13 protein-coding genes are annotated in these 14,114 nt (G+C 71.2%); 8 read left to right on the top strand and 5 right to left on the bottom strand.

Features of this window, described 5'->3' with window-relative positions; genetic code table 11:
• Positions 1-384 precede the first annotated feature (384 nt).
• Positions 385-1,377, bottom strand: coding sequence for a tetratricopeptide repeat protein (locus tag ACFVXG_RS19545; RefSeq protein WP_387929095.1), 993 nt, complete (start codon positions 1,375-1,377; stop codon positions 385-387).
• Between the two features lie 534 nt (positions 1,378-1,911).
• Between ACFVXG_RS19545 and ACFVXG_RS19540 the strand changes: the two genes are divergently transcribed.
• Entirely contained in the window at positions 1,912-2,463 is a 552-nt protein-coding gene (locus ACFVXG_RS19540; RefSeq protein ID WP_387929417.1) for a TetR/AcrR family transcriptional regulator, read from the top strand.
• Between the two features lie 200 nt (positions 2,464-2,663).
• Here ACFVXG_RS19540 and ACFVXG_RS19535 read toward each other — a convergent pair whose 3' ends face one another.
• The 3 genes from ACFVXG_RS19535 to ACFVXG_RS19525 form a co-directional block, all read right to left on the bottom strand.
• A complete protein-coding gene (locus ACFVXG_RS19535) occupies positions 2,664-4,349 on the bottom strand; it encodes a methylmalonyl-CoA mutase (protein ID WP_387929093.1) in 1,686 nt (561 codons plus the stop codon).
• A 249-nt stretch (positions 4,350-4,598) separates the two neighbouring features.
• On the bottom strand, positions 4,599-4,937 hold the full coding sequence (locus ACFVXG_RS19530; RefSeq protein ID WP_350504344.1) for a DUF3817 domain-containing protein: 339 nt from the start codon (positions 4,935-4,937) through the stop codon (positions 4,599-4,601).
• Between the two features lie 76 nt (positions 4,938-5,013).
• Positions 5,014-5,550: a MarR family winged helix-turn-helix transcriptional regulator gene (locus tag ACFVXG_RS19525; RefSeq protein WP_387929091.1), complete on the bottom strand. Its 537-nt coding sequence runs from the start codon at positions 5,548-5,550 to the stop codon at positions 5,014-5,016.
• A gap of 497 nt (positions 5,551-6,047) precedes the next feature.
• Between ACFVXG_RS19525 and ACFVXG_RS19520 the strand changes: the two genes are divergently transcribed.
• Positions 6,048-7,667: a M4 family metallopeptidase gene (locus tag ACFVXG_RS19520; RefSeq protein ID WP_387929090.1), complete on the top strand. Its 1,620-nt coding sequence runs from the start codon at positions 6,048-6,050 to the stop codon at positions 7,665-7,667.
• 404 nt (positions 7,668-8,071) lie between these two features.
• The gene (locus ACFVXG_RS19515) at positions 8,072-9,703 is read left to right on the top strand and encodes a M4 family metallopeptidase (RefSeq protein WP_387929088.1); all 1,632 of its coding nucleotides are present in this window, start codon (positions 8,072-8,074) and stop codon (positions 9,701-9,703) included.
• Between the two features lie 102 nt (positions 9,704-9,805).
• Here the strand turns inward: ACFVXG_RS19515 and ACFVXG_RS19510 are convergent, their stop codons facing one another.
• Positions 9,806-10,117: a DUF3817 domain-containing protein gene (locus ACFVXG_RS19510; RefSeq protein WP_387929086.1), complete on the bottom strand. Its 312-nt coding sequence runs from the start codon at positions 10,115-10,117 to the stop codon at positions 9,806-9,808.
• 259 nt (positions 10,118-10,376) lie between these two features.
• On the opposite strand from ACFVXG_RS19510, the gene ACFVXG_RS19505 reads away from it, so the two are divergent.
• The 5 genes from ACFVXG_RS19505 to ACFVXG_RS19485 all read left to right on the top strand — a co-directional run bounded on the left by ACFVXG_RS19505 (position 10,377) and on the right by ACFVXG_RS19485 (position 14,113).
• Positions 10,377-11,174 carry a DUF2127 domain-containing protein gene (locus ACFVXG_RS19505; RefSeq protein ID WP_387929085.1) on the top strand — a complete coding sequence of 266 codons (798 nt, stop codon included), beginning with the start codon at positions 10,377-10,379 and terminating at the stop codon, positions 11,172-11,174.
• Between the two features lie 75 nt (positions 11,175-11,249).
• Positions 11,250-11,888, top strand: coding sequence for an AIM24 family protein (locus ACFVXG_RS19500; protein WP_387929083.1), 639 nt, complete (start codon positions 11,250-11,252; stop codon positions 11,886-11,888).
• Entirely contained in the window at positions 11,888-12,538 is a 651-nt protein-coding gene (locus ACFVXG_RS19495; protein WP_387929081.1) for an AIM24 family protein, read from the top strand. Before ACFVXG_RS19500 ends, ACFVXG_RS19495 begins: the two co-directional genes overlap by 1 nt.
• 218 nt (positions 12,539-12,756) lie before the next feature.
• A complete protein-coding gene (locus ACFVXG_RS19490; RefSeq protein ID WP_387929415.1) occupies positions 12,757-13,557 on the top strand; it encodes an AIM24 family protein in 801 nt (266 codons plus the stop codon).
• Between the two features lie 40 nt (positions 13,558-13,597).
• On the top strand, positions 13,598-14,113 hold the full coding sequence (locus ACFVXG_RS19485; protein WP_387929079.1) for a MarR family winged helix-turn-helix transcriptional regulator: 516 nt from the start codon (positions 13,598-13,600) through the stop codon (positions 14,111-14,113).
• Position 14,114 lies beyond the last annotated feature (1 nt).

Below are 14,114 nucleotides of genomic sequence, written 5' to 3'. Positions count from 1 at the left end.
CCGACCGGCTGTCGGCGGGTGTGGAGTCTGGGACCGGGCGTGGCCGATCGTGCTTGAATCCCGGGCGAAGCACAAGGGGTGCCTTACTGACGGGTAATGCAACACCAGGTGGCATTGATCATGGAATTGACCCGAGTTGCACCGTGCGTGACGTGTTGAAGGAATCGTGACGAGGAAATCTGCCGGAAACAGCAGCGAAACACCCGTGGGTGGTCACTGAACGTGACCACCCACGGGTGAAATCAAGATTTGGTAAACCTCTGTCCGGTTGACCGGATTGTCGCCAAATCACCAGGCGACACCGCAGGTCATCCGCTGTGCCAGGCACTCGGTGCCAGGTCCGGGTCCGGACCGCCGACAGTGCTACTCAGAACAGCGCGCGGCTCAGAACAGCACGCGGGCCAGCGCCGTACGGGCCGCGACCACCCGCGGGTCCTCCGGGCCGATCACCTCGAACAGCTCCAGCAGGCGCAGCCGGGCGGTGTCCCGGTCCTCGCCGAAGGTCCGGCCGACGGTGTCGACCAGGCGCCCGAAGGCGTCCTCGACGTGACCGCCCACCAGGTCCAGGTCGGCGGCCTGCAGCTGGATGCCGACGTTCTTCGGGTCGGCGGCGGCCGCCGCCCGGACCGACTGCAGGTCCAGGCCCTCGACCCGCTGGAGCAGCTCGGCCTGGGCCAGGCCCAGCTTGGCCTCGGTGTTGCCCGGCTGGTCGACCAGCACGTTCTTGTACGCCTGGATGGCGCCGCTCAGGTCACCGGCGTCCAGCGCGTCGTGCGCGGCGGACAGCGCCGGGTCCTCCGGCCGCTGCGGAGCGGCGTCGGCGGCCTCGCCCGCGACGACCGCGCCACCGGAGATGCCGAAGCGCTGCTCGGCGACCAGGATCAGCTGGTCCAGCACCTTGCGGACGTTGGCGGCGCTCTCCGCGCCCTGGAACAGCGGCACCAGCTGGCCGGCCACCACGGCCATCACGGCCGGGATGCCCTGGATGCCGAACTGCTGGGCGATCAGCTGGTTGGCGTCCACGTCGATCTTGGCGAGCACGAACTGGCCGGCGTACTCCTCGGCCAGGCCCTCCAGGATCGGGCTGAGCTGCTTGCAGGGCCCGCACCACTCGGCCCAGAAGTCGATGACGACCGGCACCTCGGCGGAACGCTGGACGACCTCGGTCTCGAAGGTGTCCTCGGTGACGTCGATGACGAGCGGGTAGGCGGGCTGGGGGGCGGCGACTCCGTCCGCTTCGGCGGCGGCCGCCTGACGGGCCCGCTCGGCCCGGGCCTGCTCGGCCTTCTGGGCGGCCTCGCCGGCCGCCTTCACCGCGGCGAGGTCGACCGCACCGCGCAGGGAGGAGCTGTTGAGACGCGAATTCCGTGGCTGCATGGCACCATCCTCCCCCGTCCGCACTGCTGGCGGGCACCAACCTCCGGAAAGTCGCTCCGCGCGGGCTGCGCGGTGCGGATTGCGCGGTGCGGGCTGGCGGTCGGTGCACCCTTCCCCCGGTAGCCTGAACCGTTCGGCGCGGATCCCCACCCGCACCCGCGCCGCCCCGTCCCACGGGGTCCGGCGCCTGGTTGTCACTGCTTTCGCTACAGGTCGTAGCGTAACTGGAGCCGGTGCCCCGGCCGCAAGCCCCACCGGCGGTTCGGGGACGTGAGCTGCCCCACTTTCCCGGCCCGCCCGGCTGCCCGAATCGGCGAACAGTCGCTACCGTTACCAGCCCCACCCAGGTTACTTACCAGTAGATCGCAAGGAGGCCCGGTGCCGGCCGCCCAGCCCGCCGCGAGCCCGGACGACGCCGTCCACAGCAGCGCCGTCCGGGACGGCACGGTCCAACTCCGGGCCGGCGGCGTCCAGGAGGGCGCCAACGCGTCCCGGGCCAAGGGCCGCCCGCGCAGCGCCGCCGCCGACCTCGCGATCCTCGACGCCACCCGCGAAGCCCTCGCCGAACTCGGCTGGGGCGGACTGACGATGGGCCACGTCGCGAGCCGGGCCGGGGTCGCCAAGACCACGCTCTACCGCCGCTGGCCCTCCAAGAACGAACTCGTGGTCGACGCCGTCGCCAGCATCTTCGACGAACTCGTGATGCCCGACCTCGGCAGCCTGCGGGCCGACATCGAGGCCGTGGTCGGCCAGTTCGCCGACCTGCTGGCCCGCCCCGAGACCCAGGCCGCGCTGCTCGCCCTGTTCGCCGAGGGCACCCGGGACCCGCAGCTGCGCCGCCGGATCCGGGAGGCCATCGTCGACCCGCAGAAGCGGCTGGTCCGGCAGGGCCGGGCGGCCGCCCAGGCGCGCGGCGAACTCGAGGCGGACACCGACACCGCGTCGGCCTGCGAGGAGGTCGACATCATCTTCGACACCATCGCCGGCACCGTCGAGCACCGGGTCCTGGTCAGCGGCGAGCCGATCACCCCCGCGTGGACCCGCCGCTTCATCGACCTGCTGCTCGGCCCGCTGATCGTCGGCTGACGGCACGGCGAAGCCGCCGTACGGACCTCCGTACGGCGGCTTCTGCTACTCGCCCACTCGCCTCCGGGGCGCTCGGACCCGGTGCCGACGGTCGTCGCTCCGGCGCTCGTCCCTCGCTTGTCGCTCCTCGCTTTCGGCACCGGCGCGCCCCTTCGGCTCGGAGCGGCGGGGCGGCGGGGCGGCGGGGCGGCGCTTCCGCATCAGAACTGGGCGTTCTCCTGGTACGTGCCCCACTCCTGCCGCAGCGCGTTGCAGATCTCGCCCAGGGTCGCCTCGGCGCGCACCGCGTCCAGCATCGGCGGGATCATCGACGCGCCCGAGCGGGCCGCCGCCAGCATGGCGTCCAGCCCGGCCCGCACCGCCGCCTCGTCCCGGGCGGCCTTGCGCTCGCGCAGCACCCGCACCTGCTCGCGTTCGACCTCGTGGCTGACCCGCAGGATCTCCAGGTCGGGGGTGACGCTGCGCGGGTGGCAGTTGACGCCGACCACGCGCTTGTCGCCCTTCTCCACCGACACCTGGTACTGGAAGGCCGCCTCGGCGATCTCCCCGGTGAACCAGCCCTCCTCGATCCCGCGCAGGATGCCGGAGGTGATCGGGCCGATCTCGTGGTCCTCGCGCCCCTTGTCGAGGATCCGCTGGAAGATCGCCTCGGCCTGCTGCTCGATCCGGTCGGTCAGCGCCTCGACGTACCAGGAACCGCCCAGCGGGTCGGCCACGTTGGTGACGCCGGTCTCCTCCATCAGCACCTGCTGGGTGCGCAGCGCGATCTCGGCGGCCTGCTCGGAGGGCAGCGCCAGGGTCTCGTCCAGCGCGTTGGTGTGCAGCGAGTTGGTGCCGCCGAGCACCGCGGAGAGCGCCTCGACGGCGGTGCGCACCACGTTGTTGTACGGCTGCTGCGCGGTGAGCGAGACGCCGGCGGTCTGGGTGTGGAAGCGCAGCCACTGCGCCTTGTCGGTCTTGGCGCCGAAGCGGTCGCGCATCCAGCGGGCCCAGATCCGGCGCGCGGCGCGGAACTTGGCGATCTCCTCGAAGAAGTCCAGGTGGGCGTCGAAGAAGAAGGACAGGCCGGGCGCGAAGACGTCCACGTCCAGGCCGCGGGACAGGCCCAGCTCGACGTAGGCGAAGCCGTCCGCGAGGGTGTACGCCAGTTCCTGCGCGGCCGTCGCCCCGGCCTCGCGGATGTGGTAGCCGGAGACCGAGAGCGGCTTGTACGCCGGGATGCCCTGGGCGCAGTGCTCCATCAGGTCGCCGATCAGGCGCAGGTGCGGCTCGGGGGCGAAGAGCCACTCCTTCTGGGCGATGTACTCCTTGAAGATGTCGGTCTGCAGGGTGCCGTTGAGCACCGCAGGGTCCACGCCCTGGCGCTCGGCGGCGACCAGGTACATGCAGAAGATCGGGACGGCCGGGCCGCTGATCGTCATCGAGGTGGTGACCTCGCCGAGCGGGATGCCGGCGAACAGCACCTCCATGTCGGCGGCCGTGTCGATGGCGACGCCGCAGTGGCCGACCTCGCCGAGCGACTTGGGGTCGTCCGAGTCGTACCCCATCAGGGTGGGCATGTCGAAGGCGACCGAGAGGCCGCCGCCGCCCGCGTCCAGGATCATCCGGTAGCGCTCGTTGGTCTGCTGCGCGTTGCCGAAGCCGGCGAACTGGCGGATGGTCCAGGTGCGGCCGCGGTAGCCGGTGGGGTGCAGGCCGCGGGTGAACGGGTACTCGCCCGGCCAGCCGATCCGCTCGAAGCCCTCGACGGGCTGCCCGGGGGCGGGGCCGTAGACCGGCTCGACCTCGTCGCCGGAGAGGGTGGTGAAGTCCGCGTCGCGCTTGCGGGCCTTGTCGTACCGCTGCTGCCAGCGCTGGCGTCCGCGCTCGATCTCCTCGGCGTCCATGGGCCGAACTCCGCTCCGTACGGCCGCCACGGCACCGGGCGGCACAGCTATTAGGACGTCCTACTAATTTACTCGGACGTCCTAGTAATTGTCGATGGAGACCCGCCCCGGGAAATCGGCGGCAGCCGACCCTCCAGCGGAATCGGCGGCGACCGGCCCTCCCGCGGAATCGGCGGCGGCCGCGGCCGGAAACGCCGAGGGCGCCCCTCCCCCAACCGGGGAAGGGGCGCCCTCGCGGGAGCTACAGGCTCAGACGCCGGCCGGCTGGCGGGCGCCGCCCGCCGGGAGCTGCTCGGCGGCCTCGCGGGCCACCCGGCGCTCGAAGACGAAGGAGAGGAACGGGATGCAGCCCGCCGCCAGGGTCAGCACCAGGCGGCCGAGCGGCCACTTCAGCTTCTGCCCGAGCATGAAGGTCACCACGAAGTACCCGATGTACAGGTAGCCGTGCAGCATCGCGACGTAGGTGGTCAGGTCCTCGGCGGTGCTGAAGCCGTACTTCGCCACCATGAAGCCGCAGAACACCAGGAGCGCCACGCCGGTCGCAATGGCCAGGCCGCGGTACCAGCCCAGCAGGGGGGTCGCCTTCATTCTCTTCCTCGCCTCGCTCGGCAGTTTCAGCGGGTACGCCCGGATCCGCGCACCGCCCCCACGAGGGTAGCCGTCCTCACGGCCGCTCCTCCGCAGCCCCCTCGCCCGGCTCGGCGAAGTCGCCCGCCGCGATCCGCAGCGGCTTGAGCAGTTCGAACACCTGCCGGCACTGGTCGGGGCCGTACTCCTCCAGCCCGAACTCCATCGCCATCAGCTCCCGGGTGGCCTCCTCGACCACCTCGCGGCCGCGCCCGGTGATCGCGGCGAGCACCCCGCGGCCGTCCAGCGGGTTGGGGCGGCGGGCGACCAGGCCGGCCCGCTCCAGGCGGTCGACGGTGTTGGTGACGCTGGTCGGGTGGACCATCAGCCGCTCGCCGATCTTGGAGAGCGAGAGCTCGCCGGTCCGGCTGAAGGTCAGCAGCACCAGCGCCTCGTACCGGGCGAAGGTCAGCCCGTACGGCTTGAGCACCGCGTCGACCCGGGAGAGCAGGATCTGGTGGGCGCGCATGATCGAGGTGATCGCCGCCATCGAGGGCACGGTGCCCCAACGGCGGGCCCACAGTTCGTCGGCGCGGGCGATCGGGTCGAAGTCGAGTGCGAGGGGCTTGGCCACCTCCTTACCGTACCGGCGGACCGGACGTGTGCTACCAGCCGTCCTGATGGTGGACAAGCGCGACGCGTGGCGGGATCCCGCCAATCGGACGGCCAGGTCCATACCTGGACATTGCGTCGGTGTGAATGGCGGGCAACAGCCGCCCGGCGCAGCGGGGTTGGCCGCCGAACGCCCGAACACCCCGGTATCAGGCCTCGGTTCGGATCGAAACCCGCTGAAAGTCGGGGTAAAAGATCCGTTTCGTCCCTCCGTTCACATTCCCTCGTCTTGGCGGGACTTGGCCAATTCATGAGGAAGACCTGTCATTTGATTTGCTCGATTGTCATGCTTTCGGCCAACCCCGTTCGACCGCCACCACCCCCACCCCACCGGTGGCAGCCGCACGACCGTTCGGGGTCCTCGCACGTCAGCGCCCGTCCCGCCCCGAAGGTGCCGAACCCGGCCCCCGGGACGCGGCGCGACCGCGCCCACACGCGGTTTCCCGGAAGGACTCGTCCGTGAAGCGAAAGCTCGCCGCAGTCGCCGTACTCTCCGCCACCGCGCTGCTCACCGGTGTCGTCCAGGCCGGAGCGGCCCAGGCCGGCCCGGCCCCGCACGCCCCGCAGCACGTCGACCTGATCGCCCAGGCCAACGGCCAGGCCGGCAAGGTCGCGCACGCCCTGGCCCTGGGCGGCCAGGAGCAACTGGTGGCCAAGGACGTGGTGGTGGACGCCGACGGCACCCGCCACCTCCGCTACGAGCGCACCTACGCCGGACTCCCCGTCCTCGGCGGCGACCTGGTCGTGCACCAGAAGGCGGACGGCTCGACCACCGCCGTGGACAAGGCCGTCGGCGCGAAGCTCGCGCTGCCCAGCCTCAGCCCGCAGATACCGGCGGACCAGGCCGCCGCCCAGGCGACCGGCGCCGTGCGGTCCACCGTCGGCATCACCGTCGACGAGGACGAGGCCCCGCTGACCGAGGTGCACCAGACCGGCAAGGCCGAGCTGGTCGTCTGGGCCAACGACGGCAGCCCGCGCCTCGCGTACCGGACCACCGTCGAGGGCCTGCGCGCCGACGGCACCCCGAGCAGCCAGCTGCTGGTCACCGACGCGGCCAGCGGCCAGGTGCTCTCCACCCACGAGCAGGTGCAGACCGCCTCCGGCAGCGGCAAGGGCGTCTTCGTCGGCAGCGTCCCGCTGACCACCACCCAGAGCGGCAGCTCGTACCAGCTCAAGGACGCCACCCGCGGCGGCCAGGCCACCTACAACCTGAAGAACAAGACCTCCGGCTCCGGCACCCTGTTCGCCAACACCACCAACAGCTTCGGCAACGGCCTGGTCTCCAACCCGGAGTCCGCCGCCGTCGACGCCCAGTACGGCGCGGCCGCCACCTGGGACTTCTACAAGAAGACCTTCGGCCGGAGCGGCATCAGGAACGACGGCGTCGGCGCCGTCAGCCGGGTCCACTACGGCACCAACTACGTCAACGCGTTCTGGAGCGACACCTGCTTCTGCATGACGTACGGCGACGGCGCCAGCAACACCCACCCGCTCACCGCGATCGACGTCGCCGGGCACGAGATGACCCACGGCGTCACCTCCGCCACCGCCGGCCTCGACTACTCGGGCGAGTCCGGCGGCCTCAACGAGGCCACCTCGGACATCTTCGGCACCATGGTCGAGTGGTACGCCAACCTGCCCTCGAACCCGCCGAACTACCTGATCGGCGAGAAGATCAACCTGCGCGGCGACGGCAAGCCGCTGCGCTACATGGACCAGCCCTCCAAGGACGGCCGCTCGGCCGACTACTGGGACGCCAACGTCGGCAACCTGGACGTCCACTACTCGTCCGGCGTGGCCAACCACTTCTTCTACCTGCTCGCCGAGGGCAGCGGCGCCAAGACCGTCAACGGCTTCAGCTACAACAGCCCGACCTTCGACGGCTCCTCCCTCGCGGGCATCGGCCGGGACAAGGCCGCGCAGATCTGGTACCGCGCGCTGACCGTCTACTTCACCTCCACCACCGACTACTCGGCGGCCCGCGCCGGCACCCTCAGCGCCGCGGCCGACCTGTACGGCTCCGGCAGCACCGAGTACAACGCCGTCGCCGCGACCTGGTCCGCCGTCAACGTCAACTGACGTACGGCGGAAGGTGAGCTGGACGCCCGGGGCCCCGTTGGAGGGCAGGCCCCGGGCGTCCGTCCGCGTCCTACCGCTGTCAAGCGGGTCCGAATGGCGAGGTTCCGCCAGCCGGGACGAACCGCGGATTCCGGACAGTGGACGGCAGCCGAACCATCCGCACCGGCGCTGGCGACTCCTGGCCAATCCGCGGAGGCGCCCTGTCCTTCGCTGCCCTGGATTGTCATGCTTATGACCAAGCTCTCGTCCGATCCCCTGTCTCCCCCCACCCGACCGACAGGGCGTCAGCAGCCGCACGGGAGCCGCACGTCCGCGCCCTACCGCCCCAACGGCGCCACCCCCGGCGCCCCGGTACGCGGCGCACCCGCAGGCACCCGCGGGTCTCGTGGAAGGAACAGCCCCACGTGAAGCGAAAGTTGACCCTCCCGGCCGTACTCTCCGCCACCGCCCTGCTGGCCGGCGTCGTCCAGATCGCCGCCCTCCCCGCCGCCCAGGCGGCGGACCGGCCGCAGACCGCGCCGCAGACCGCGCCGCTCGCGCTGGCCGCCGACCAGAGCGCCCCGCTCGCCGCCGCCCTGACCCTGGGCGCCCAGGAGCGGCTCGTCGTCAAGGACGCCGTGGTCGACGCCGACGGCACCCGGCACCTGCGCTACGAGCGCACCTACGCCGGACTCCCCGTCCTCGGCGGCGACCTGGTCGTGCACCAGCGCCCCGACGGCTCGGTGGCCTCGGTGGACCGGGCCTTCACCGGCCGGCTCGCCCTGCCGGACGGCCTGGCCCCCGGACTCTCCGCCGACCAGGCCGCCGAGCGGGCCACCGACGCGGTGCGGGCGACCGTCGGCCTGGCCGCCGACGACGACGAGGCCGCGCTCAGCCGGGTGGACGGCACCGACCGCACCGAGCTGGTGGTCTGGGCCGCCGACGGCAGCCCGCGCCTCGCCCACCGCACGGTGGTGCGCGGCGAGCGCGCCGACGGCACCCCGAGCAGCCAGCAGGTGGTCACCGACGCGGCCACCGGCGAACTGCTCGCCACCCACGAGGAGGTCGAGACCGCGGTCGGCAGCGGCAAGGGCGTCCACGTCGGCACCGTCCCGCTGACCACCACCCAGAGCGGCTCGACCTACTCGCTCAAGGACGCCACCCGCGGCGGCCAGTCCACCACCGACCTCAAGGGCGGCACCTCGGGCAACGGCTCGCTGTTCACCAGCACCAGCAACAGCTGGGGCAACGGGCTCACCTCCAACCGCCAGTCGGCCGCCGTGGACGCCCAGTTCGGCGCCTCGGCCACCTGGGACTTCTACAAGAAGACCTTCGGCCGCAACGGCATCAAGAACAACGGCGTGGGTGCGCTCAGCCGGGTGCACTACGGCTCGAACTACGTCAACGCGTTCTGGGACGACGGCTGCTTCTGCATGACCTACGGCGACGGCAACGGCAACACCAACCCGCTCACCGCGATCGACGTCTCCGGCCACGAGATGACCCACGGCGTCACCTCCGCCACCGCGGGCCTCAACTACTCGGGCGAGTCCGGCGGCCTCAACGAGGCCACCTCGGACATCTTCGGCACCATGGTCGAGTGGTACGCCAACCTGCCGGCGAACCCGCCGAACTACTGGATCGGCGAGAAGATCAACATCTTCGGCAACGGCAAGCCGCTGCGCTACATGGACAAGCCCTCACTGGACGGCCGGTCCGCGGACTCCTGGTACTCCGGCGTCGGCAACCTGGACGTCCACTACTCGTCCGGGGTCGCCAACCACTTCTTCTACCTGCTCGCCGAGGGCAGCGGCGCCAAGAGCATCAACGGCTACAGCTACAACAGCCCGACCTCCAACGGCGCCAAGGTGACCGGCATCGGGCGGGACAAGGCCGCGGCGATCTGGTACCGCGCGCTGACCGTCTACTTCACCTCCACCACCAACTACAAGGCCGCCCGCACCGCGAGCCTCAAGGCCGCGGCCGACCTGTACGGCGCCAACGGCGCCGAGTACAAGGCGGTGGCGGCGGCCTGGAGCGGGGTCAACGTCAACTGACCCAAGCCTGGAGCCACTCCCGGTAAGAAACGGCGACAGGCTGCCGCGGCCCTTTGGGAGAGGAGGCCGTGGCAGCCTGTCGACCGTCCACGCGGAGCGGGATCAGGCGGTGGCGGGCTGCAGCTCGCCGCGCTCCTCCCGGCCGAGCATCCGCTCGGCGAAGAAGCCGCCGAAGGGCAGCACCGAGAGCACGAACAGCAGCACGCCGCGCTTGGCGTCCCACTTCTGCGCCTGCCAGGCCTGGATCCAGAAGACCACGTACAAGATGAACAGGACCCCGTGGACCATGCCCATCACCGGCACCGCGTCGAAGGAGGTGGTCCGCTTCAGCACCGAGCAGATCAGCAGCAGGACGAAGGAGATCCCCTCGGGCGCGGAGATCAGGCGCAGGCGGTGGACGGCGCTGCTGTTCACGTTGGATACCTCAATACGGGGGTCGGAGGCGTGGGCACGCTTGTGAAGCGACTCACAAGCCTTCCGGCCATTATCACCGAGCACATGTCCGACTCCCGGGCCGGGGGTGGCCACCGTGCCGGATGTCACAACGGCGTGCCGGAACGCCGCCGGACGCAGCAGTACGTCGCCCGTACCCCCTATCCTGCTGCCCGCGCGCCCACCGAACCGGGCGCCGCGGCAGCACACACGGGGCAACACACACGGGGGTAGCCACCACATGTTCAAGCGTGACTGGGACCGCAGGACCTGCGCCAAGCGCGGCCACATCACCTACGCGCCGACCGAGCCCGAGCTGGCCACCCGGCTGCACGCCGCCACCGCCGTCGGCGACGCCTGGCGCTGCCTGCGCTGCGGCGACTTCGCGCTCGGCGCCCCGCACGGCTCCGGCCCGGCGGCGGACGCCCCGCTGGTGCCGCGCGGCAAGGCGCTGCGGGACCTCTTCATCCTGCGCTTCCTCGCCGTCGAGCGGGTACTGCGCGGCGTGATCATCATCCTGATGGCCTGGGGCGTCTGGAAGTTCTCCAACAGCCAGGAGGCCGTGCAGCGGATCTTCGAGGACGACCTCACGATCTTCAAGCCGGTCACCGACCACTTCCACTGGGACCTCAACCACGCCCCGATCGTCGAGACCATCCGCAAGACCTTCGGCTACCAGAAGAAGACCCTGCTGATCGTCGCGGGCGCGATGATCGCCTACGCGCTGATCGAGATCGTCGAGGCGGTCGGCCTCTGGCTGGGCAAGCGCTGGGCCGAGTACCTGACCGTGGTCGCCACCGCCGCCTTCCTCCCGCTGGAGGCCTACGAGCTGCACGAGCACGTCAGCGCGGTGAAGATCTGCACCCTGCTGCTGAACATCGCCGCGGTGCTCTGGATCATGCTCTCCAAGCGGCTGTTCGGCCTGCGCGGCGGCGTGGTCGCCTTCGAGGCGGAGCGCCACTCGGCCTCGCTGCTGGAGGTCGAGGAGGCGGCCGGGACCGTCCCGCGCGCCGCCCACGGGGCGCACGCGCGGCACTGACCCGTTTGTCCCGAACCGGTAGCAGTTCGTCCACGCCCTCTCCCCCGCCACGGCCGCGCCAGCTAGATTGCGGCCGTGGCACAGTTCAGACTCCAGGGATCGCGCGTACTCGCCGTCGAGCTGGGCGGGGACGCCGTCAAGGCCCGGCACGGCTCGATGGTCGCGTACACCGGCCAGATGACCTTCAAGAAGCTGACCGGCGGCGGGGACGGGCTGCGGGGCATGGTCGCCCGCAGACTGACCGGCGAGCGGATGACGGTCATGGAGGTGAAGGGGCAGGGCACCTGCTACTTCGCCGACCGGGCCACCGAGATCAACCTGGTCCGCCTCGACGGGGAGACGCTCTACGTCGAGGCGGACAACCTGCTCTGCACCGAGGCCGGCCTGCACACCGGCACCAGCTTCACCGGGCTGAACGGCGTCTCCTCGGGCAACGGCTTCTTCACCACCAAGGTGGAGGGGCACGGCTGGGCGGCCGTCACCTCCAACGGGCCGGCCGTCATCCTGCGGGTCGGCAAGGACATGCCGCTGCGGGTCGACCCGGGCGCGTACGTCGCGCACACCGGCAACCTGCACCGCAGCGTCAAGTCGGGCGCGGGCTGGACCACGGTGATCGGCGAGGGCGGCGGCGAGGCCGTGCAGGTCGAGTTCACCGGCGAGGGCCTGGTGTACGTCCAGCCCTCGGAGAAGGTCACCGTCGGGGGTGACGTCTGATGGGCTTCACCCGGATCAACGGCAAGATGGTCGAGGCCCAGGTGGTGCCCGGCCAACGGCTGTTCAGCCAGCGCGGGGCGATGCTCGGGTACACCGGCGACGTCCGCTTCACCCCGAACATCACCGGCGGCCAGGGCGGGGTGATGTCGATGATCGGCCGGCGGGTCGCCAACGAGGACACCCCGCTGATGACGGTCGAGGGCCAGGGCCGGGTGATGTTCGGCCACGGCGGCCACCACGTGCACGTGATCGACCTGGTCGGCGACACCCTGTTCGTCGAGGCGGACCGGCTGCTCGCCTTCGAGGGCACCCTGCGCCAGTCCACCGTGTTCCTCGGCTCGCAGGGCGGGGTGATGGGCATGGTCCGCGGCCAGGTCAGCGGGCAGGGCCTGTTCACCACCCGACTGGAGGGCCACGGCTCGGTCGCGGTGATGGCCCACGGCGGCGTCTTCGAGCTGCCGATCACCCCCGGCCAGTCGGTGCACGTCGACCCGCAGGCGTACGTGGCGCACCGCGGCGAGGTGCGCAACAAGCTGTCCACGGCGATCGGTTGGCGCGAGATGATCGGCCGCGGCTCGGGCGAGGCGTTCCAGCTGGAGCTGTCCGGGCAGGGCGCGGTGTACGTCCAGGCGAGCGAGGAGAAGCTCTGATGTCCCACCCGCCGCAGCCGCCGCAGCCGCCGTACGGGCAGTCGCCGCACGACCAGCCGACCCAGCCGGGCTTCACGGTGCCGCCGTCCTACGGCCGCTCCGCGGACTACCCGCCGCCGCCTCCCCCGCCGCCGTCCTACCAGCCGCAGTCACAGCCGCAGTCGCAGCAGTCCCAACAGGCTTACGCCCAGGAGCAGTTCGGCGGCCCGCAGGCCCCGCTGCCGACCACCCACGGCGGCACCGGCCCGGTGGTGTACGACGCGTACACCCTGCCGGCCGACGACAACGTCAACCCGTACGCCTTCGCCGTCCAGCTGAACGGCTCCTACTTCCTGCAGAAGGGCAAGATGATCGCCTACTACGGCGATATCTCCTTCCGCGGCGTCGGCGCCGGGATGGTCGACCGGGTGCTCGGCCAGCACTTCAACTCGCCGCTGCACGCGTCGGACTGGGTGGTCGCCCAGGGCAGCGGCCGGCTGCTGCTGGCCGACCGCGCCTTCGACCTGAACTCCTACGACCTGGACGACGGCAACCTGACCGTCCGTTCCGGCAACCTGCTCGCCTTCGACCCGACGCTGCGGCTCAAGCAGTCGATCATCCCGGGCTTCCTGACCCTGATCGGCACCGGCCGGTTCGTCGCCGCCTCCAACGGGCCGGTGCACTTCGTGGAGCCGCCGGTCCGGGTGGACCCGCAGGCCCTGGTCGGCTGGGCGGACTGCCCGGCGCCGTGCCACCACTACGACCACGACTACCTGCACGGGGTGGTCGGCGGCCTTCGTCGGCTGACCGGGATCGGCGGCGCCTCCGGCGAGGAGCACCAGTTCGAGTTCATCGGCGCGGGTCAGGTGCTGGTGCAGTCCAGCGAGACGCTGATGGCCGAGCGGTCGGTCGGCCGGGTGGACGCCGAGGCCGGGGTCCCGGGCGGCGGGGTGCCGAACCAGCCGGGCCACGGCGGCGACCACCCCAACGCGCCCGGCCTCGGTAACCTGGGCGAACTCGGTCGGCGTTTCGGCCTGTAAACTTGTACAAGATTGAACTAAAACGGCTATGCTGGATCCCATGGATACGCACACGCTCGACTCTGCGGACAACCCACCGCCGCAGCCCGGGGAGGAGACCCCCTGGCTGACCGCCCGGGAGCAGCGGATGTGGCGCGCCCATCTGGAGGTCGCCAAGCTGCTGGACTACCAGCTCAGCCGCGAACTCCAGCCCCACAACCTGGCGATCAACGACTACGAGATCCTGGTCGTGCTCTCCGAGGCCCCGGACCACCGGATGCGGATGACGGACCTCGCGACCGCCACCCTGCAGTCCAAGAGCCGGCTCTCCCACCAGATCACCCGGATGGAGAACGCGGGCCTGGTCCTGCGCCAGGAGTGCCCCGGCGACCGCCGCGGCCTCTACGCCCACCTCACCGAGCAGGGCTGGGAGACCATGCAGCGGGTCGCCCCGGACCACGTGCGCAGCGTCCGGGCCCACTTCATCGACCGCTTCACCCCGGAGCAGCTCGACGCCATGTACGAGGCCCTGGCCCCCGTCGCCGAACACCTCCGCGGCCTGCGCGGCCGCTCGTAGC

The sequence above is a fragment of the Kitasatospora sp. NPDC058162 genome (assembly GCF_042884005.1).
In the GTDB taxonomy this organism is placed as follows: domain Bacteria; phylum Actinomycetota; class Actinomycetes; order Streptomycetales; family Streptomycetaceae; genus Kitasatospora.
The sequence above is the reverse complement of the archived record's forward strand: the minus strand, read 5'-3'. Positions and strand labels throughout refer to the sequence as shown.

Bases quoted from the DNA above. Each gene is read 5' to 3' on its own strand.
- ACFVXG_RS19545 (WP_387929095.1), bottom strand. From the start codon at position 1,377: ATGCAGCCACGGAATTCGCGTCTCAACAGCTCCTCCCTGCGCGGTGCG.
- ACFVXG_RS19495 (WP_387929081.1), top strand. From the start codon at position 11,888: ATGGGCTTCACCCGGATCAACGGCAAGATGGTCGAGGCCCAGGTGGTG.
- ACFVXG_RS19535 (WP_387929093.1), bottom strand. From the start codon at position 4,349: ATGGACGCCGAGGAGATCGAGCGCGGACGCCAGCGCTGGCAGCAGCGG.
- ACFVXG_RS19485 (WP_387929079.1), top strand. From the start codon at position 13,598: ATGGATACGCACACGCTCGACTCTGCGGACAACCCACCGCCGCAGCCC.
- ACFVXG_RS19530 (WP_350504344.1), bottom strand. From the start codon at position 4,937: ATGAAGGCGACCCCCCTGCTGGGCTGGTACCGCGGCCTGGCCATTGCG.
- ACFVXG_RS19505 (WP_387929085.1), top strand. From the start codon at position 10,377: ATGTTCAAGCGTGACTGGGACCGCAGGACCTGCGCCAAGCGCGGCCAC.